The following is a 19,647-nucleotide window of genomic DNA, read 5'->3' as shown; positions in this document are numbered from 1 at the left end:
TTTATATGTTTGCTATTTTTATTGGAAGATGTATCGTAAACGTGGTGCTTTTACCTTGTTTTGTTACAACTTTTAATTTGCCATCATGAGCTTTTATAATATCATAACTCATGGATAAGCCCAAACCAGTACCTTTTCCTGTTGGTTTAGTAGTAAAAAATGGTTGAAATATTTTATCAATGATATGTTTAGGGATACCATTTCCATTATCTTCTACTGTAATCAAAATCTCATCTTTTGATTTTTTAGTACTTACGAAAACAGTAGGTTTATAATTGTCTTTCAAAGCTTTGGCGTTTGAAGATTTTTCATCAACAGCATAAAAAGCATTGGTAAACAAGTTAAGAAATACACGACCAATATCTTGTGAAATAACATCTAAAGTTTTAATGCTGTCGTCATAATCAGTTTCTAAATGTGCATTAAAAGATTTGTCTTTTGCTCGTAATCCATGATAAGCTAATCTAAAATATTCGTCTGCTAAGGCATTTATATTGGTTGGTTCTTTTTTATTACCACTGGCACGACTATGTTGTAACATTCCTTTTACAATACCATCTGCACGTTTACCATGATGATTTATTTTTTCTAAATTCTTAATCACATCAGCCATAATAGCTTTCACTTCTTCCATATCGCCATTCTCCATTTCTTCAAGCATTTCGTCTAAAAGTTCTTTGCTGACTTCTGAAAAATTATTAACAAAATTCAACGGATTTTGAATCTCATGTGCAATGCCTGCAGTCAATTCTCCAAGACTTGCCATTTTTTCAGACTGGATTAATTGTTTTTGGGTTTGCTGAAGGTCGGCTAAGGTTTTTTCTAAGCGTAGTTTTTCGTTCAAAAGTTTGGCTGATTGCTCTTCCTTTACTTGAAGATCTGAAAACCTTTGGTAAGCAAATGTAAATACGTTTCTGAAACGTTTTAGTAGTTCCTTTTCTTTAGCGTTCAATATTCCAAAGTTGGATATACCAATGGCTCCATTTCCAAAAGAATACATATTATAGGTCAATTGGTCAGTTTCCAATAGCCTTAAATCTTCCTTTTCGCTATTTTTTATCCGCATATCAATAAGATCTTGCAGTTCTTGTCCTTCCAGAATAATTTCAAAAAGATCATCTTTGCTTGAGACGACATTGCGGAATTGTTCTTTTAAACTAGGATCATCCTGATAAGTCATTAAGGTTACCGTTCCAGACATTTCGTGTGAATAATCATAATCGGTGAAGGTTTCATCATCATTATGAATATCTATAATGGTGTTGCGTATATCATTAAATCCTAATACAAGCAGTTGCTCAAAAAGTACTTGAGCAATATCTAACATTTCATCAGATTTTTTTAGGCTAAGTGCAACAGTTCTTACTTTTTCTAGAGCTGCTTCAATTCTAGCTTCTTTGGTTTGTGCTTCTGCTTTTTCAAGATCCATAAAACGGATATAAGCCTGTTCAAAAACCTTGGCAAATCGTTTTAATATGTCGGCATCGTTTTCCGATGGCATAACTCCAGTGAGTGTTGGGATAAGAATTGCCGAATTTTTTGACCATGCAGCTGACAGTCCATGTTTTGGAGCTTGAAGCACATGTTGTTTATAATCTTCTGGCATGTGTTTATAGTCACTATTTTCAAAAGCTTGTTTAAAAAAATCATTTTTCACTTCTACAGGAAATGCTTTGGAGAAATAAGTATCTCCTCGCGACTTAGAATTCCAAGCTTCGCTAAAAATAGGATTATCAAAATAAGGAACAAAATAGCGTCCTGATGTAGAAAAATCATCCAGAGCGATCCAATGCACAACATCTTTATTTTCTGGGAAATAGGTGCAAAGAATGACACCTCCTGCATCATATATAACTCCTAATTCGTGTAATTTTTCAGCAACAACAGCAACCACTTCTTGAAGTTCATCAGGTTTATGCATTGCTAGAGACCGCGAACGTACTTTTTCTAAAGCGCCTTCTATCTGTGCTTCTCGGGTTTGAGCTTCAGCTTTTAATAAATCTTCAAAACGTTTATAAGCTAAATCGAATGCAGCACCCATTTTTGTGAGTATGGTTTCCATTTCTTCGGAAGGCGGATTTAATAAGTCGATAACTAACTTCCCATTATTTAACTTTTTTACAGAATGATGTAAACGTTCTAACTTTGTCGTTTCCGTATATTCTTTAACTTCATCGGCAATTGCATCTTTATTATTTTCTCGCAACCAAGCAATGATTCTCTTAAGGTCTTTTCCTTCTTGTACTTCTAAAAAGTAATTTTCTGGGTTTTCCCAAACACGTTTTATATAGAGGTTTGGGTCTTTTTTCTTAAGTTTAAAGGTAATGTCAAAAGGAATTTGATAACCATTATTGTTTTTTTCTAGTGAGGATAAATCCCACATTCTTACTTTATCATCTCCTTCATTTAAAAAAATTGTCGCAGCAATAACATCTGGAATATCTAATGCCATAACTTCGTCTTTAAGTTTGGCAACCACTTCCATAATCTCTTCAGATTTATGCATAGCTAATGCTTTAGCTCTTACACGTTCTACAGCAAGATTTATTTGAGCTTCGCGTGTTTGTGCTTCTGCTTTCTCCAAGTCTAAAAAACGTGCATAGGTTTGTTCAAAAACCCTTGTGAATCTAGCTAGCAAAGACTCTTCTTCTTTTGTAAGTAGAGAACCTGCAACGATATGAAGGTAACCATGTGAAAAATTAAAGCAATAAAACACCGTTGGATCAGGAAACTGATTAAGGACCATTTCTTCTGCTTCTTTTGAATTAAAAGTGGTAATGGCATATTCAAGATGTATTCGTCGCTCTTTGCCCGCAACTGTTTGGTGAAATACCGTTTGTTGCTTTTTCCATGCTTCATAACGTGCGTCAAAAAGGATATCTCCGGTTAAAGGCAGATGAAATAAGCCTAAAGAATCTCCACCTGGATTTGTAACCCAAGTTGCTTGCCTGTTGTTTTCCTCATTTATTTCTACATAACCACATGTCGCAAAGTTGGTAACACCAAGTGCTATAAGTTCTTTATATAAAAGGACCACAACATCTTTGACTTCTTCACCTTTTTGCATCGCCATAGTTCGGCTTCTTACTTTTTCGAGTGCTGTTTCTATTTGTGCTTCTTTGGTTTGCGCTTCAGCTTTTTGAAGATCTAAAAAACGTGTATAAGTGCGCTGAAATTCTTTAGAGAAACGATTCAGTATCGTTTTTTCATCGGCATTGAGTTGCCTTTTTATCATTACTCCAAAGCATCCATATTTCATGTAAGCATCGACATAATACAGTCCATCTGGAAATACTTCTGGTTTAAATTTATCTACGCCATTAAGAAGCTCTGACCATGTATTGAAATAATCTTCTACTTCATCTGGTTCTACAGTATTAAAATGAATACTTTCGTCACTTTTCCAAGCCACATAACACGCAGCAATAGATGGTTCTTCTTTGCTTAATGGTAATGAAACAGTTTTGTTTTTATAAATGGTTTTATTTTTTTTAGTTTCACTCCAAGTGGCCCAAAACATATGGTTTTGTTCAGTGTCGTCTGGTAACCATAAATAAGAAAATTCAGAATCAATACCTAACAATTGTAGTTGTTGGTGAAATACTTGGGCTGTTACATTTAGCTCATCAGAATGTTGCATAAGCATACTTTGCGTACGTGTGCGTTCTAAGGCTGCTTCAATTTGAGCTTCTCTTGCTTGTGCTTCTGCTTTTTGAAGGTCAAGAAAACGTGTGTAAGTTTGCTCAAATACTTTAGCGAAACGTTTGAAAATATCATGTGATTCAGGAACATCTTCTCTTGTAATAAACAGTAAATAACCGTATTTGTAAAAAGAGACATGGTCTATTTGATAGGTAGGAAATCCATTATTTGTTTCTTTTAGAGTTTTCAATACATCTCCAATAACTGGAAGCGAACTCATATATTCGTAATGTTCCACACATGCATCACCTGAAAATTCTTTTATAACTAATGATTTTCCTTTCTGACCTTGTTGATAATATTCTTTAAATACACCTTCTCTTGGAACGGTATACGTATGTAAAACACCTGCTTCATTGCCAAACCATTCGGTAGATTCATTTTCCCCATAAATATTGAATGCGCAACCCCAAGTTTTAATGCCTAATGCTCTTACTTGTTCATCTAATAAGAATGAAGCTTCTTGCAATTCATCACTATGTTGCATAGACATGGTTCGAGCACGAACACGTTCTAAGGCCAATTCAATCTCTGATTCTCTGGCTTGCGCTTCTGCTTTTTGTAAATCTAAAAATCTGGTATACGTTTGTTCGAAGACTTTAGCGAAACGTATAAAAATATCGTGTGCATCTAGGACAGGTTCATGTGTAATAAACATGAGATACCCTTCGTTAAAATAGGCACAATGAATAATTTGAAAAGTCGGAAACGAAAGTCCAGCTTTAGCTAATGCTTTCACCTCTGGAATAGCAACCAAATACTTGTAATGGTCTTTTAGTGCCTTACCTTCCTGCTCTAAAACAAATAATGCGTCTCCTCTTTTTTCTGCTTCGCGAAAAAATAGATACACGTCTTCACTAGAATTTGTTCTAAAAGGTGGCTGAAGTCTATCTTTACCTGCCATCCAAGCCGTAGCAAATTTCTTGTCTTTATCCCAAATATTAAAACCACAAGCAAAGGAATTTATGCCTAGTTCCTCAACTTGTTGAAATAGAAGCAAAGCGGTATCTCTTAATTCATCACTTCGCTGCATACCCATGGTTCGGCTTCGCACTTTCTCTAAGGCCAATTCTATCTGTACCTCTCTGGCTTGCTTTTCTGCTTTTTTTAAGTCCAAGAAACGTTGGTGTGCTAAATCAAACGCACCAGCAAATTGTATTAGAATATCTATATCCTCAACAGGAGGGTTTTTTACAATGCCAGGTAAACTATAACCAATTTCTCCGTGAGTGGTGCGTGCCATAATGAAGGTCAAACCGCCAATATGTTTAATGTCATCGTGTGTTGGTGCTTGAGGATCTATGTTTTTAAAATTACCCAAGTGGATCATTTTATCTACATAATCTATGGCTGCTTCGACATTCATAGCATATACAACAGTAGGTTTTTTACCTTTTTCCCATTTTGCTAATAATGGGATATCACCATGCATATGTCTGGGTAATTCCATTACAAAACCGATTTTAGTACCATCGCCAGAAGTCATGGCTTTTTCATATTTTTCTGGTAACCACATCATGTGCCAGAAGTAGTGCGCTTCGTGACCTAGTTTTGTGAATTCGTTACGCATAGAAACTACAATCTTGAGTAAGTCTGAGGATTGTTTCATGGCGACAGCCTGTGCTCTAATACGTTCTAAAGCGCCTTCAATTTCTAATTCTCTATTTTTTGCTTCTAACTCAAATGTTCTTCGTTTTATGGCTTCTCTAAGTTCTTGGTTTTCTAGATTCACCTTATCAAATCCAATAGTGTCTCCATGATCTGCTTTAGAATCTGTGGTAGAAAAGTGCTGATAGATAAACTTCCAATTTTTTCCTTTTTTCTGCATTATGGATGAAAACCGAAATCGTCCATAATAAGCCCAATCCTTACCATTTAAAAACCAAGCATCAAAAGCATGGGTTATAAAAACGAGGTTATCAAACAGCTCTACGGTTTTGATTTCGTTTCTTGAATCGGTTTTACCTGCAAATTGCTCTGCTGTTTTTTTGAAAAAATTTGTAGTGTCTTCTCGACTTAAAAATTCTTCATTGTTTGTTGAGCCAATGAAATGATAGGCATCATCAAAATATGAATTGTAGGTAGCAACGTCACCATTTAAATAACTGTCTAACCATCTATCATAGTTTTTGAGAATTTCTTTTTCTAAGGTTTTGGTGAGTTGCATTATTTAGGCTTTTTTTCTAATATGACAATGGGATTCATGTTTATAATAAATAATAGTTAATTATTTCAAGTAAAATTATAGGTACTTGGAATCAGCTTTGTTGAAACACAATCTAAGTTATGTGTTTTTTAACTTGTTTAAAGTTAGTGAAATAGATTATTATTATCTATCACATTTTAATGTGATATTTGACAATAACTTATTGTAGGTTTGAGGAGTTGGGTTTTTAATTTATTTAGACGAAAATGTTATTTTTTTAATAACATTAGCTTGTTTTATGATTATCTGCACCTGCGTAGTCTTTCATATACAGATCAATTTCTCTAGAGTTGTAGGTTTTAATATTTTTACAATTACTACTATTTAAGAAGTTTTTGTAGTTTGATTTTCGGTTGTGTCTTGTTGTGTTTTGATTAGCTTTTATAGCAATATCTCTAGAAATTAATAATTTATTAGCATCTACCTGAATAGCCAAACGTGTGATTTTTATTTTTCCTTCGGAAGATAAATCTGGAACTTGTTTCTAATCATCATCTCACTTCAGCCTTAATTTATATGAAAGGTTATCTTTTCCGCTGAAAATCATTTTATCATCTAACTAGCAAACCATGTCAACACCTATCATCGTATTTGCAATAACCTTTGTTGCTCCTGTTTTAGGATTCTATGAAAGGATTGGACCGTCCAACTTTTGAAGTATGTTTCTATTGGTTTGCGCTTTGGAAATGTAACCGATAAGAAAAAAATGAATAAGTAATAAATATTTAGTATTTAAGACTTCTTGTAATTAAATTTTATAATTTCTATTTGGCCTTCATCATTTTTAATATCAACATAAACATTCATTTCATTATCACTGACTTTTTCAAAGCTCATCCCTTCAAAAATAACTTGAGTAGGTGTAATCTTTATTAATGGAAAATCAACAGTCTCATTTTTAGTTTCCCAGCCTTTTAAGTCATTATCAAAATGTTTAAGCTGTAGTACTAGAGAATTCTCTATTTCTCGTATAATTTCAATTTCATAAAACGATACTTGATTATCATTGATCAGTTTAAATGTTGCCATCATAGAACCACCTGAAGGTTCGCTCCAATTTTCTTCGGTTTGACCACCAAATGCTTCTCCTTTCCAGTTACCCGATATCCATTTTATATTCTCAAGTTTTGGAGTAAGAGAATCTGTTATTTTTATTTCATTTTCAGTTTGAGCAGATATGGTTAAACTGAATAAAAAAAGCAGTCTGAATAAATATTTCATGATGTGTAATTATTGAATAAATGTTACTTTGGTTATTAATCCGTTTTCAATCTCATAGATGGCAATGGCATAATAATTTTTACCATTCATGGTTACTTTTTCTTTATCAATAACCATATTACCAAGAATAATTCTATTCACTATTTCAGCATTTAAATCTGGAGTGTTTTTGAAGAGAGACTCATAACCTTTTTTTAAGGACGTCCTTCCATCTATTGTAAGACTATTGGGAAATGAATACAATTTAATATTTTTAGAATAGGTATTTACAAAGGCTTTGATATCTCTTTCATTGTACTTTTCAAGTTGATTGTTAACAATGGTTTCTGGATTTTCAGTAATCGTAGAAGTAGATAAAAATGTCATGGCATTAATTCCTTTTCTATCTGTTTCATAAATAGTTACCTGTCGTCTAGTGATATTATTTATAATTGCTAATTCTTCATCAATGACAAAGTTTTTAAAAGTAATTCTACTTAATACTTTAATATTTAATCTCTCATGTTCATCAAATATTTTCTTGTAGGTCTCCTCAAGTTTTGTTTTACCTTCATATAATTTTTTATCCGGAAAAAAACGTACTATAACATGATCATTAAATGCATTTACAAACTCATTAAGTTGTTTAGTATTATAAGGTTCTATATGTTTATCTACAATTAGAGAGGCTTCTTCCTCACTAATAGGTTGGTTAAGGTCTATTTTAGGTTCAACATTCTTTGGTACAGATTTAATATCTCCTGTAATTAAAAGTTTTGAACCATCACTATTAGTTGCTAAACGCGATATTTTTTTAATTCCTTCTTGATAGAGATCTATAACTTTTTTCCAGTTATTATCTACTCTTAATGTGAGTTTATAAAGCGTACTACCATCACTAGAAAGGATATTGTTTTTATTCAACCAACAAATGTCTTCAACGTCTACAATAGTATTAGAAATAAGCCTTATTCTTCCAGTTATAGGATTCAATGATTTTATTTGCCATTGTTTTTCGTTTTCTTTTGAAATGAAACTTACTAACTCCGTATTCGGGATTTTATGAAAGGATCTTCCAACTTTATTTGCCAATTTTTTACTAATTCCTGTTTTTAAATTGGTGCGATATAAATTGAGTTGCTCACCTTCAATCACTGCAGATACAATGATATCTTCATTGAACCATGTGTAATATGCAACAACCAAATCTTTAATAAGTTCGGTTGATTCGCCATTGTCTATGTTATAGCGATATAAGCGCTGTTTTCCATCTTTATCTAATCGTACTGCTGAAATGTCGTTTTTCTTCGGAAATTTTAAAGGTGTGTATTCGCCACCTTCTGTTGCATTGACAAACGTTAGTGAATTGTCATTTAGATTATATTTAGCAATATCAGTTTGATCATTTCTTGAAGACACAAATAGAATGGTATTGTTATCATAAAATGAAGGCTGATTGTCATAACCATCATTATTAGATAAGTTTTTTGGATTCTTTATATCAATGTTAGGCTTTGTAATTGCGATATCAAAAAGAAAAATTTCTGGGTTGGTTTGTGAATAAATTGATAATGGCAATAAACAGAATAATATGAGATAGTTACGCATGATAAATAGTTTCTTGAAAGATAGAAATTTTAAGATTGATTTGCATGTTAATTTTTTATTACTACATTTGTAGTATTAAAACTATAGTTGTGGATATAAAACAATTAAATAAAACCGAATTGCAGATCATGAAATATTTATGGATTCTTAAAAAAGGATTCATGAAGGATATCGTTGAGCAATTTCCCGAGCCTAAACCAGCGTATACAACAATTTCAACGTTGCTAAAACGTATGTGTGACAAGGATTATATAAATTTTGAAAGATTAGGAAGAGATAAGCAATATTATCCTGTACTAAAGAAAAATGATTATTTTTCTAAACAAGTCAATGGAATGATAACACATTTTTTTAATGATTCTAAATCGCAATTCGCTTCATTTTTTACTAAAAATGCAGATTTGTCAATGCAAGAATTAGAAGAACTTCAGGAACTTTTACAAGAGAAAATTAACAATAAAAAGAAGTAAATGATAGATTACGTTTTTTATACTATTATAAGTTTAGGGTGTTCTTTCTTGGTTTATTTTTTTCTTCTAAAAAATCAAAAGACATTTCAGTTTAATCGATTTTTTCTTTTAATAAGCTTATCACTTTGCTTATTGGCGTCAATACTAGAGGTTAATACTTTTGAAGCTGTGCCTAGCTTAACTGATATTTCACTGCAATCTTCCGAAGTAAATCATATTTCCGAAGAAATTATAGAAGGAGTAACAGTTTTAGGAGTCCAAAAAACGGAATTCACTTTGTATAGCATCATTTGGTATACATATTTAGTAGTAACTTTTTGTTTCTTTTTTAGATTTATCAGGAATTTATTAAGGATTATAAAACTAACAAGACAACATCATTCTTGTATTGGGAATTTGAAATTGGTAGAAACTAAGGATCATAAAAATGCATCAAGTTTTTTTAATTATCTATTTGTTAATTCTGAAAGTTTAAATGATGAACAGTATTCTAAAAGTGTCATTCAGCATGAGCTTGTTCACAGCAATGAGTTACATACTTTGGATGTGATATTTATAGAGTTATTACTCTGCTTATTTTGGTTTAATCCATTTATATGGTTGTACAAAAAAGCGATGATTCAAAATCACGAATTTATTGCAGATAGTCAAACCGTTGAATCAGGAATCGATCTCGAAGACTATTCTCAAACAATTATAAAATCTGGTCATAAGGAATACCGCGTTCCTCTAACTAGCGGATTTAATTTCATTCAAATCAAAAATCGAATCATTATGTTACATCAATCAAAATCAACAGTATTAAAACGAACTTTTAAAATGACTTCGGTCGTCTTACTTTTTGCATGCATTTTTGTCTTTAGTTGCACTTATAAAGACATAAATAATAATCCATTAATTGTTGTCATAGATGCAGCGCATGGTGGTCATGACACAGGTAATTCCATTGAAAAGGATGTTGTCTTAGAAATATCAAATGTATTAGCCTCATTAAGTGACAAAAAAGTGAAAATAATACAAACAAGAAGTCATGATGAATTTCTAACATTGAAAGAACGTGCGGAATTTGTTAATACTAAAAACCCAGATTTATTTTTGAGTTTGCACTGTAATGCAAGTAAAAATAATTCGGTAGGTGGAATAGAAGCCTATTACGATTCAAAAAGAGAGCATAATGAAATGAGTCTCACTTATGCTGAAATTTTAGTAGAACACCAATTAGATCATTTTTCAAATAGAGGCGTAAAGACAGGGGATTTTTATCTATTGAAAAATACAACAACAATACCTGGAGTCTTACTTGAATTGGGTTTTTTAACCAATGAAAATGATAGAAAAGTTCTTACAGATAAAGAACAACAAGTAGAAATTGCAAAATCTATATACGACGCTTTATTAGAGATAAGAGATGCTCAGTAGTAGTTTAAGTTAAAAAAAAGCCAATTCATTAATTTGAATTGGCTTTTTATCACTTAAACTTAACTAAAAACAGTACTTATTTTCTACCTTCATTTTTTCTGCAATCTCAATACGCAAATCTATGATGTCTTAATAGTTAGCGTATTTTGTACAACGTTTAAAGTCAATTAATATCATAAGTTGTTCATCTCTTTCAGTGAAAAAATAATACTTTATTTTTCTTTTTTCTTCAACGATATGTACTGCATGATGTAATTATAATTTAGCCATTGCGATTTGAACAGATTGCTCTTTTTCGCTAGTGTACTTCATGTTTTTATCAGTTAGTAAAATTATAGATTGTACCATTAAATATTTCATATTTTGAAATTCAAATACATTAATTATTGTTTTTGGGCCAAAGAAGTAACGCTGAGTTTTTAATGGAGTTAAAAAAACATGTATGGGAGTATTAATTAATAATGATGCGGTTGTTATGTTAGTTAATTTTTTAAAAAACCAATACTTACTATGTATTTGGTTATGAGATGTTTGAATATTATAAATATTATTATTAAATTAAACTAAAAATTTATTTACAATGTTTAAAAAAATGAAATTTCGTAAACAACCAAAAAGCGTATTCTTTTTTATTATTCCAATTTTAATGTTCTGTATGATAGGGTGTGATGGAGATGATGATAATCAAGTTGAGACAATTCCATTATTTTTAGAAGGCAATTACGTTGGGACTTGGAATTCTGAAACACCATCAGCAACCTTTATAGATTATGGAATTTCAGCTAATCTTCAAATTTCTGGTACAAATACTTTGTCTGGAAGCTGGTTTGGAACTTCTAATTTTGAAGTTTGTTGTAGTAATGGAGATAATGATGGTACGATTACTATGGAAATAAGTGGTAATGAAATAACTTCTTTTCTATTAGATGATGTAATACCTGATTGCTCAGGTGTTTTTACAGGAACAGGAGTGATTAGAGAAAGTGATAATGCGCTTGTTATAGATTTTATGGGTACAGATTGTGATGGACTTCATGATGGTGAGATGGTATTTATAAAGGAATAAATAGTTTTCGATTTTATAACGAATAAAAAAGCCAATTCTAATTAAAGAATTGGCTTTAGTTATTAAAGATATTTGAATTAACTTAAATATTTTAAAAACAGTATTTATTCTCTGCTTTTACTTTTTCTGCAATCTCAATACGTAAATCTACGATATCTGGATAGTTTGCATATTTTGTAAAACGCTTTAATCCCATTAACATCATACGTTGTTCGTCTCCTTCAGCAAAAGAAATAATACTTTCTTTTCCTTTTTCTTCAACGATATCTACAGCATGATATAAATATAATTTAGCCATTGCGATTTGAGCAGATTGCTCTTTTTCGCTAGTACGCTTGACGTTTTTCTCAGTTCTTAAAATTGCAGATTCTGCCATGTAGATTTCAATTAAGATATCTGCAGCAGCAATTAATAATTGTTGATGGTCTTCTAATTGAGGACCATATTTTTGAACTGCTCCACCAGCAACCATTAAGAATGTCTTCTTCAACTTCTTAATCATTTCTTTTTCTTCGGAAAATAAAACAGAATAATCTGGTGTGTCAAATGAAGGAATACCCATCAATTCTTCTTGAACTTTTTGTGCAGGGCCTAATAAATCAACATGACCTTTCATTGCTTTTTTAACTAACATACCAACAGATAACATTCTATTAATCTCGTTAGTACCTTCGTAGATACGAGCAATACGAGCATCTCTCCAAGCAGACTCCATAGGCGTTTCTTCAGAGAATCCCATACCACCAAAAATCTGGATACCTTCATCTGCAGCGTTCTGTACATCTTCAGATACAGCAACTTTTAAGATAGAGCACTCAATTGCATATTCTTCAACACCTTTAAGTTCTGCTTCTTGATGTGTATTACCAGCAGCTTCACGCATTGAAATTCTGTCTTCAATATTTTTAGCAGCTCTGTACGTTGCAGATTCACCTGCATAAGCACTGGCAGCCATTTCAGCTAATTTGGTTTTAATAGCACCAAAATCTGCAATAGGAGTATTAAATTGTTTACGCTCATTTGCATAATTTACAGCGGTAGATAAAATTCTACGCTGAGAATCTAAACAAGCTGCAGCTAATTTAATACGACCTACGTTAAGTGCATTCATAGCGATTTTGAAACCTTCACCACGACCAGCTAACATATTTTCAGCAGGAACAACACAATCACTAAAGAATACTTGACGAGTTGAACTCGCACGAATTCCTAATTTGTGTTCTTCTTCACCTAAAGTAATTCCGTTAGGCTTATCTCCATCATATTCTACGATGAAACCTGTAATATTTTTATCGTCTTCAATACGAGCAAAAACAATCATCAAACTACAGAAACCTGCATTTGAGATCCACATCTTTTGTCCGTTAATTTTATACGATTTACCATCTGCAGAAAGTGTTGCAGTAGTTTTTCCAGAATTAGCATCAGATCCAGCTCCAGGTTCTGTTAAGCAATAAGCTCCAAACCATTCACCAGACGCTAATTTAGGTACATATTTTTGTTTTTGCTCCTCTGTACCATAAAGTGTAATTGGCATTGTACCAATTCCTGTATGAGCACCAAAAGCAGTACTAAATGATCCGGTTCCAGAAGAAATGTAATCACATGTTAAAACAGTAGATACAAATCCCATTCCCATTCCGCCATAAGCTTCAGGGACTGCAACACTTAAAAAGCCCATATCACCAGCTTTACGCATAACATCTTCTGTTAATGCATAATCTTTAGCTTCAAAACGAGCTTTATGAGGAATGATTTCACGATCATTAAACTCCATTACGGATTCTTTCATCATCGTTTGTTCTTCTGAAAAATCTTCAGGAGTAAATACGTCTTCGCATTTTGTTTCTTTAACTAAGAATTGACCTCCACGTAGGATATCTTTTTCAGTTGTTTCCATTATGTAATTGTATTAAGTTTTTTAATTTAAAAATTCAAATATCCCACAAGCTCCTTGACCAGTACCTACACACATAGTTACTGCACCATATTTACCTTGCATATTTTGCTTACGCATTTCATCAAATAATTGTACAGATAGTTTTGAACCAGTACATCCTAATGGATGACCAAGTGCAATAGCTCCACCATTAACATTAATGATATCTGGATTTAAGTCTAATTCTCTAATTACAGCTATTGATTGAGAAGCAAATGCTTCATTCAATTCAATAAGTGATAAATCTGACTGTTTTAAACCTGCTTGTTTTAATGCTTTTGGAATAGCCTTTACTGGTCCAATTCCCATGATACGAGGTTCAACACCTGCAGCTGCATAGTTAACTAATCGTGCAATAGGTTCTAGATTTAACTCTTTAACCATGTCTTCGCTCATGATCATAACAAAAGCAGCACCATCACTCATTTGTGATGAGTTACCAGCTGTTACACTTCCTCCAGCAGCAAATACTGCTCTTAGTTTTGCTAAAGCCTCTTTGCTAGTACCTGCGCGAGGACCTTCATCTTTAGTTACTGTATAAGATTTTGTTGCTTTTTTTCCGTTGGCATCAATATATGTTTGTTCAACTTCTATTGGTACAATTTGATCTTGAAAACGATTTTCAGCTTGCGCTCTTAATGCTTTCATATGTGAGTTAAATGCAAACTCATCTTGGTCTTCACGAGAGACTTTAAATTGGTTGGCAACCGCTTCCGCAGTATTTCCCATCCCCCAATAATAATCTTCGTGTCCAGCTTTTACGGTATCGTAATTTAATTCTGGTTTAAAACCTGTCATTGGTACGCTACTCATGCTTTCTGCACCACCTGCAATAATACAATCTGCCATTCCAGCTTGGATTTTTGCAGTTGCAATTCCGATGGTTTCAATTCCAGAAGCACAAAAACGATTAACCGTTACACCAGGAACATCAACACTATCTAATCCAATTAATGAAATAAATCGAGCCATATTTAACCCTTGTGAACCTTCAGGCATTGCGTTACCAACAATAACATCGTCAATACGTTTTTTGTCTAAATTTGGAAGTTCTTTCATCATATGCTGAATGGTTTCAGCAGCTAATTCATCAGTTCTTTTAAAACGGAACACGCCTTTTGGTGCTTTACCAACTGCGGTTCTATATGCTTTTACTATATATGCTTGTTTCATTTTCTTAGTTTCTTAAAGGTTTACCTTTGGTTAACATGTGTTGGATACGTTCTAAAGTTTTACGTTCTGTACATAAACTTAAGAAAGCTTCACGCTCTAAATCCAATAAATATTGTTCTGTTACTCGTGTTGGCTCAGATAAATCTCCACCAGCCATAACATAAGCTAACTTATTAGCGATTTTCATATCATGTTCAGATATGTAATGGCTATCTTCCATAGCATCTGTTCCAACTAAGAACATACCTAGCGCTTGTTTACCAAGAACTAAAATATCATCTCTTTTTACAGGTTGCGTGTAACCAGCGTCAGCCATTATTATAGCATGTTGTTTTGCAACTGCTATTTGACGGTCTTTGTTAACTACAACAACATCTTTTCCTTTTTGTAGCAAGTTTAAGTCGAAAGCTTCATAAGCAGAAGTTGATACTTTTGCCATAGCAATTGTTAAGAAATGTTCTTGTAGTACGTTTAATTGTACATCTCCTTTATGGAAAAGATCTTGTGCTCTTAAGGCCATTTCTTTAGAACCACCACCACCAGGAATCACACCAACACCAAACTCTACAAGTCCCATGTAAGTTTCTGCTGCAGCAACTACTTTATCTGCGTGTAATGATAATTCGCAACCACCACCTAAAGCCATTCCGTGAGGAGCAGAAATAGTTGGGATTGAAGAATAACGCATACGCATCATTGTATCTTGGAAGTATTTAATAGCCATGTTAAGCTCGTCATACTCTTGCTCTGCAGCCATCATAAAAATCATGCCTATGTTTGCACCAACAGAAAAGTTTGCAGCTTGATTACCAACGACTAAACCAGCAAAATCTTTTTCGGCTAAATCAATAGCTTTATTTAATCCTGCGAGAACGTCTCCACCAATCGTGTTCATTTTAGATTGGAATTCTACGTTAAGGATTCCATCTCCTAAATCTTCAACAACAACTCCTGAATTTTTAAATACTTCAGATGTTTTTCTAATGTTATCTAATATGATAAAACTGTCTTGTCCAGGAACTTTTTCTTGTTTTTTCTTCGGAATATCATACGCATATGTAGCTCCATTTTTAACAGAATAGAAACTATCGCATCCTGAAGCTAACATTTCATTTACCCAAGCATTAGGTTCTAAACCTTCTGCTTTCATCATTGCTATTCCTTTTTCAACTCCAATAGCATCCCAAATTTGGAAAGGACCATGTTCCCAACCAAATCCAGCTTTCATTGCGTCGTCAATTTTATATAAATCGTCTGTGATTTCTGGAATACGATTTGAAACATAAGCAAATAATGCTGAAAAACTCTTGCGGTAAAATTCACCTGCTTTATCTTTTCCTTTTACTAATACTTTAAAACGATCAACGACTTTATCAATTGTTTTTGTGAGTTCTAACGTTGCAAATTTCGCACGTTTATTAGCTCTATATTCTAAAGTATTAAGATCTAAAGTTAAAATATCTTTAGAACCATCTACATGTCTTTCTAATTTATAGAAACCTTGACCTGTTTTGCTTCCTAACCATTTATTTTCCATCATTGTCTTGATGAAATCCGGTAATTTAAAAAGTTCTAAACGTTCATCTTTAGGACAGTTTTCATGAATACCATTTGCAACATGAACTAAAGTGTCTAATCCAACAACATCTACGGTTCTAAAAGTTGCAGATTTTGGTCGACCAATAACAGGACCTGATAATTTATCTACTTCTTCAACAGTTAAATCTAATTCTTTAACAGCGTGAAACAAACTTTGAATACTGAAAATACCAATACGGTTTCCAATAAACGCAGGCGTATCTTTTGCTACTACAGAGGTTTTTCCTAAGAATTGTTCTCCATAACCATTTAAGAATTCTAAAACAGAAGCATCTGTTTTTGGACCAGGAATGATTTCGAATAATTTTAAGTAACGTGCAGGATTAAAGAAGTGCGTTCCGCAGAAATGTTTCTGGAAATCTTCGCTTCGTCCTTCACTCATAAATTTAATAGGAATACCAGAAGTATTAGATGTAATTAATGTTCCTGGTTTTCGGTATTTTTCTAAGTTTTCAAACACCATTTTTTTGATGTCTAGTCTTTCAACTACAACTTCCATAATCCAATCTACATCTGCAACTTTAGCAATATCGTCTTCTAAGTTTCCTGTAGTAATTCGACTTGCAAAAGATTGACTGTAAATAGGAGAGGGTTTAGATTTTAAAGATGCTGTTAATGCATCGTTTACTAATCTGTTCCGTACGACTTTGTCTTCTAAAGTGAGTCCTTTAGCTTTTTCTTTGTCGGTTAGTTCTCTAGGTACGATGTCTAATAATAAAACATCTACACCAATATTCGCGAAATGGCAAGCGATCCCGCTTCCCATAATTCCTGAACCAATAATGGCTATCTTTTTTATTCTACGTTTATTCATCTTATTTTAAAATGTGTTCTTTTTGATTGTATATCTGTTTGTTGGAAATCATATTATTAATGACTTCAGAAACTTTATAGAAATGTTGTAATTCTTCTGAAGACACATTTGCTTTTATCGTTTCATTGAAAGTCAATACTTTTTCTTTTGAATAGGCTCTTTTTTCTCTTCCGAAGTCGGTTAAAAAAATAAGAACTCCTCGACCATCTTCTGGGTTAGGTTTTCTTTCTATCAAACCTTTTTCTTCCATGGTTTTTAATGTTCTTGAAAGGCTAGTAGCTTCCATTCCCATTTTTGGTCCTAATGATGTTGAAGGTGTACCGTTTTCTGGGTCAATACTTAACAATGCAAAACCAGTTGCCATGGTTGTTCCAAATTGAGAAGCCTCTTCATTATACATTTTATTAACTGCTAACCAAGTGGTTCTTAGTAGGTAGTCAATAGTTTTATCCTTCATATTTTGAATTTTGATATCCAAATATACTAAAAAATACTATGCATGCATAGTATTTTAAGAAAAAATTATGCATGCATAGTATTTTTGTAGTGAATACTATATAATGTGGTTTATGATGTTTCCGAAGATAAAAGAAAAACGTTTTTAAGCGCGATAAATTTTATCATACAAATCTTGATAAATTCCTTTGATAACATCACGTTTCATTTTCATAGTTGGCGTTAAATGTCCGCCATCAATAGACCAAATATCTGGAGTGAGTTCAAAACGTTTTATTTGTTCCCATTTTCCGAAGTTTTGATTGTATTTAGTAATATCTTTTTGAATGCGATCAATGACTATTTGAGAATTTGCAATTTCAGAATCAGAGGTGCCTATATCTAGTTTTTTATAATTTATCCAATCACGTATATAATCAAAATTAGGTTGAATGATAGCTGCTGGCATTTTTTCACCCTCACCAACAACCATAATTTGTTCTATGAAAAGTGATTGTTTCATTTCGTTTTCTAAAAGTGGTGGGATTACATATTTTCCACCAGAGGTTTTAAACATTTCTTTTTTACGACCAGTAATTCTTAAGAAGCCATCTTCATCAATCATTCCTTTATCTCCTGTATGGAAATAATCCCCTGTCATAACACTTGCTGTTTTTTCTGGATCTTTAAAATAGCCTAACATAACGTTTGGCCCTTTTACAAGAACTTCACCATCTTCGGCAATTTTTACTTCTACATTTTTGATAGGTTTACCTACAGTGCCAACTCTAAAATGATGGTTAGCATACATTTCTACAGATACAACAGGAGAGGTTTCTGTGAGCCCATAACCTTGCATAACTTGCATACCAGCTGCCGAGAATACTCTTGTTAGTCTAGTTTGTAAAGCTGCACTTCCAGATACCATGGTGTGTAATTCTCCACCAAGTGCATCACGCCATTTATTAAAAATAAGCTTATTGGCTATTTTTAGTTTGAATTCATACCAAGCGCCTTTTGCTCCATAAGGTTCCCATTCTTCACCTAAACGAACAGCCCAAAAGAAGAGTGCTTTTTTAACACCAGTTAAATCTTCACCTTTTGCGATAATTTTATCAAATACCTTTTCTAATAATCGTGGTACCACGCTCATTAAATTTGGTTTGATTTCTTTAGCATTATCACCAATTTTATCTATGCCTTCAGCAAAATAAATAGTAGCTCCTGCATATTGATATAGATAAATAAGTACACGTTCAAATACGTGACAAATAGGTAGGAAACTTAAAATTCTATTTTCTACATCATTCATAAATGGTAATCGATGAGAAGCATCTAGAGCATTACTAGTTATGTTATTGTGAGACAACATAACGCCTTTTGGTTTTCCTGTGGTACCAGATGTGTAAATAATAGTTGCTAAATCATGAGGTTTTACATCGTCTTTTCTAGCTTCTACTTCAGGTTGTGTGCTTTCGTCTTTTCCAAGTTCAAATAGTTCAGAGTAATGTTTGCAACCTTCAATATGATTAAATGAATAGACCTCTTTTAAATTTGTATTAGCTTGTACTTTTCTAACCTTTGCTAGAACATCTGCATCAGAAACAAAGCAATAAATAGAATCACTATGGTTTAAGATGTATTCATAATCTTCTGCGCATATGGTTGGATATATTGGTATGTTTTGGGCTCCTAATTGAAGGATACCAATATCCATAATATTCCATTCGGTTCTATTAGTAGTAGAAATTACTGCAATCTTATCATTTTTTTGAATCCCAAGTTTTAATAATGCCCTACTCACAGCATTGGCTTTGTCAAGATATTCTTTGGTAGAGGTTTTTAACCATTTACCATCATATTTGGTAACTAAAGCTGCATCTAAATTGTATTTTTCCAATTGGTAGTAAGGAAAATCAAAAAGTCTAGTTATTTCTGTCATTAAATGAAGGGATAAGATTGTAGTATTGCAAAGTATGAAAATAAAAGGGATTTTCAAATATGACATATAAAAAA

General features: G+C 32.8%; 12 protein-coding genes. 3 read left to right on the top strand and 9 right to left on the bottom strand.

What is annotated here, in order from left to right; genetic code table 11:
• Position 1: 1 nt before the first annotated feature.
• The 4 genes from IM744_RS10965 to IM744_RS10950 all read right to left on the bottom strand — a co-directional run bounded on the left by IM744_RS10965 (position 2) and on the right by IM744_RS10950 (position 8,716).
• Positions 2-5,869 carry an ATP-binding protein gene (locus IM744_RS10965; RefSeq protein WP_194508185.1) on the bottom strand — a complete coding sequence of 1,956 codons (5,868 nt, stop codon included), beginning with the start codon at positions 5,867-5,869 and terminating at the stop codon, positions 2-4.
• Between the two features lie 265 nt (positions 5,870-6,134).
• The gene (locus tag IM744_RS10960) at positions 6,135-6,344 is read right to left on the bottom strand and encodes a hypothetical protein (protein WP_194508184.1); all 210 of its coding nucleotides are present in this window, start codon (positions 6,342-6,344) and stop codon (positions 6,135-6,137) included.
• Between the two features lie 296 nt (positions 6,345-6,640).
• Positions 6,641-7,129: a DUF6265 family protein gene (locus IM744_RS10955; RefSeq protein ID WP_194508183.1), complete on the bottom strand. Its 489-nt coding sequence runs from the start codon at positions 7,127-7,129 to the stop codon at positions 6,641-6,643.
• A 9-nt stretch (positions 7,130-7,138) separates the two neighbouring features.
• The gene (locus IM744_RS10950; RefSeq protein WP_194508182.1) at positions 7,139-8,716 is read right to left on the bottom strand and encodes a nuclear transport factor 2 family protein; all 1,578 of its coding nucleotides are present in this window, start codon (positions 8,714-8,716) and stop codon (positions 7,139-7,141) included.
• Positions 8,717-8,805: 89 nt separating this feature from the next.
• Between IM744_RS10950 and IM744_RS10945 the strand changes: the two genes are divergently transcribed.
• From IM744_RS10945 to IM744_RS10935, 3 genes are all read left to right on the top strand, one after another.
• Positions 8,806-9,186 carry a BlaI/MecI/CopY family transcriptional regulator gene (locus tag IM744_RS10945; protein WP_317175391.1) on the top strand — a complete coding sequence of 127 codons (381 nt, stop codon included), beginning with the start codon at positions 8,806-8,808 and terminating at the stop codon, positions 9,184-9,186.
• A 132-nt stretch (positions 9,187-9,318) separates the two neighbouring features.
• Entirely contained in the window at positions 9,319-10,605 is a 1,287-nt protein-coding gene (locus IM744_RS10940; RefSeq protein WP_194508180.1) for an N-acetylmuramoyl-L-alanine amidase, read from the top strand.
• A 592-nt stretch (positions 10,606-11,197) separates the two neighbouring features.
• Positions 11,198-11,671, top strand: a complete 474-nt coding sequence (locus IM744_RS10935) for a hypothetical protein (RefSeq protein WP_194508179.1) — start codon at positions 11,198-11,200, stop codon at positions 11,669-11,671.
• A gap of 91 nt (positions 11,672-11,762) precedes the next feature.
• Here IM744_RS10935 and IM744_RS10930 read toward each other — a convergent pair whose 3' ends face one another.
• From IM744_RS10930 to IM744_RS10910, 5 genes are all read right to left on the bottom strand, one after another.
• Positions 11,763-13,571 carry an acyl-CoA dehydrogenase family protein gene (locus IM744_RS10930; RefSeq protein WP_194508178.1) on the bottom strand — a complete coding sequence of 603 codons (1,809 nt, stop codon included), beginning with the start codon at positions 13,569-13,571 and terminating at the stop codon, positions 11,763-11,765.
• A gap of 21 nt (positions 13,572-13,592) precedes the next feature.
• Positions 13,593-14,783: an acetyl-CoA C-acyltransferase gene (locus tag IM744_RS10925; protein ID WP_194508177.1), complete on the bottom strand. Its 1,191-nt coding sequence runs from the start codon at positions 14,781-14,783 to the stop codon at positions 13,593-13,595.
• 4 nt (positions 14,784-14,787) lie between these two features.
• A complete protein-coding gene (locus IM744_RS10920) occupies positions 14,788-17,196 on the bottom strand; it encodes a 3-hydroxyacyl-CoA dehydrogenase/enoyl-CoA hydratase family protein (protein ID WP_194508176.1) in 2,409 nt (802 codons plus the stop codon).
• A 1-nt stretch (position 17,197) separates the two neighbouring features.
• Positions 17,198-17,653 (bottom strand): MarR family winged helix-turn-helix transcriptional regulator, encoded by a 456-nt coding sequence (locus IM744_RS10915; RefSeq protein ID WP_194508175.1) that lies wholly within the window; start codon positions 17,651-17,653, stop codon positions 17,198-17,200.
• A 144-nt stretch (positions 17,654-17,797) separates the two neighbouring features.
• Complete coding sequence (locus IM744_RS10910; RefSeq protein WP_194508174.1) at positions 17,798-19,573, bottom strand: AMP-dependent synthetase/ligase; 1,776 nt, start codon at positions 19,571-19,573, stop codon at positions 17,798-17,800.
• Positions 19,574-19,647 lie beyond the last annotated feature (74 nt).

It is taken from the genome of Psychroserpens luteus, assembly GCF_015319355.1.
GTDB lineage: Bacteria > Bacteroidota > Bacteroidia > Flavobacteriales > Flavobacteriaceae > Psychroserpens > Psychroserpens luteus.
The sequence above is the reverse complement of the archived record's forward strand: the minus strand, read 5'-3'. Positions and strand labels throughout refer to the sequence as shown.

Coding starts and splice junctions, on each gene's coding strand:
- IM744_RS10965 (WP_194508185.1), bottom strand. CDS start 5,869: ATGCAACTCACCAAAACCTTAGAAAAAGAAATTCTCAAAAACTATGAT.
- IM744_RS10955 (WP_194508183.1), bottom strand. CDS start 7,129: ATGAAATATTTATTCAGACTGCTTTTTTTATTCAGTTTAACCATATCT.
- IM744_RS10950 (WP_194508182.1), bottom strand. CDS start 8,716: ATGCGTAACTATCTCATATTATTCTGTTTATTGCCATTATCAATTTAT.
- IM744_RS10935 (WP_194508179.1), top strand. CDS start 11,198: ATGAAATTTCGTAAACAACCAAAAAGCGTATTCTTTTTTATTATTCCA.
- IM744_RS10930 (WP_194508178.1), bottom strand. CDS start 13,571: ATGGAAACAACTGAAAAAGATATCCTACGTGGAGGTCAATTCTTAGTT.
- IM744_RS10925 (WP_194508177.1), bottom strand. CDS start 14,783: ATGAAACAAGCATATATAGTAAAAGCATATAGAACCGCAGTTGGTAAA.
- IM744_RS10920 (WP_194508176.1), bottom strand. CDS start 17,196: ATGAATAAACGTAGAATAAAAAAGATAGCCATTATTGGTTCAGGAATT.
- IM744_RS10915 (WP_194508175.1), bottom strand. CDS start 17,653: ATGAAGGATAAAACTATTGACTACCTACTAAGAACCACTTGGTTAGCA.
- IM744_RS10910 (WP_194508174.1), bottom strand. CDS start 19,573: ATGACAGAAATAACTAGACTTTTTGATTTTCCTTACTACCAATTGGAA.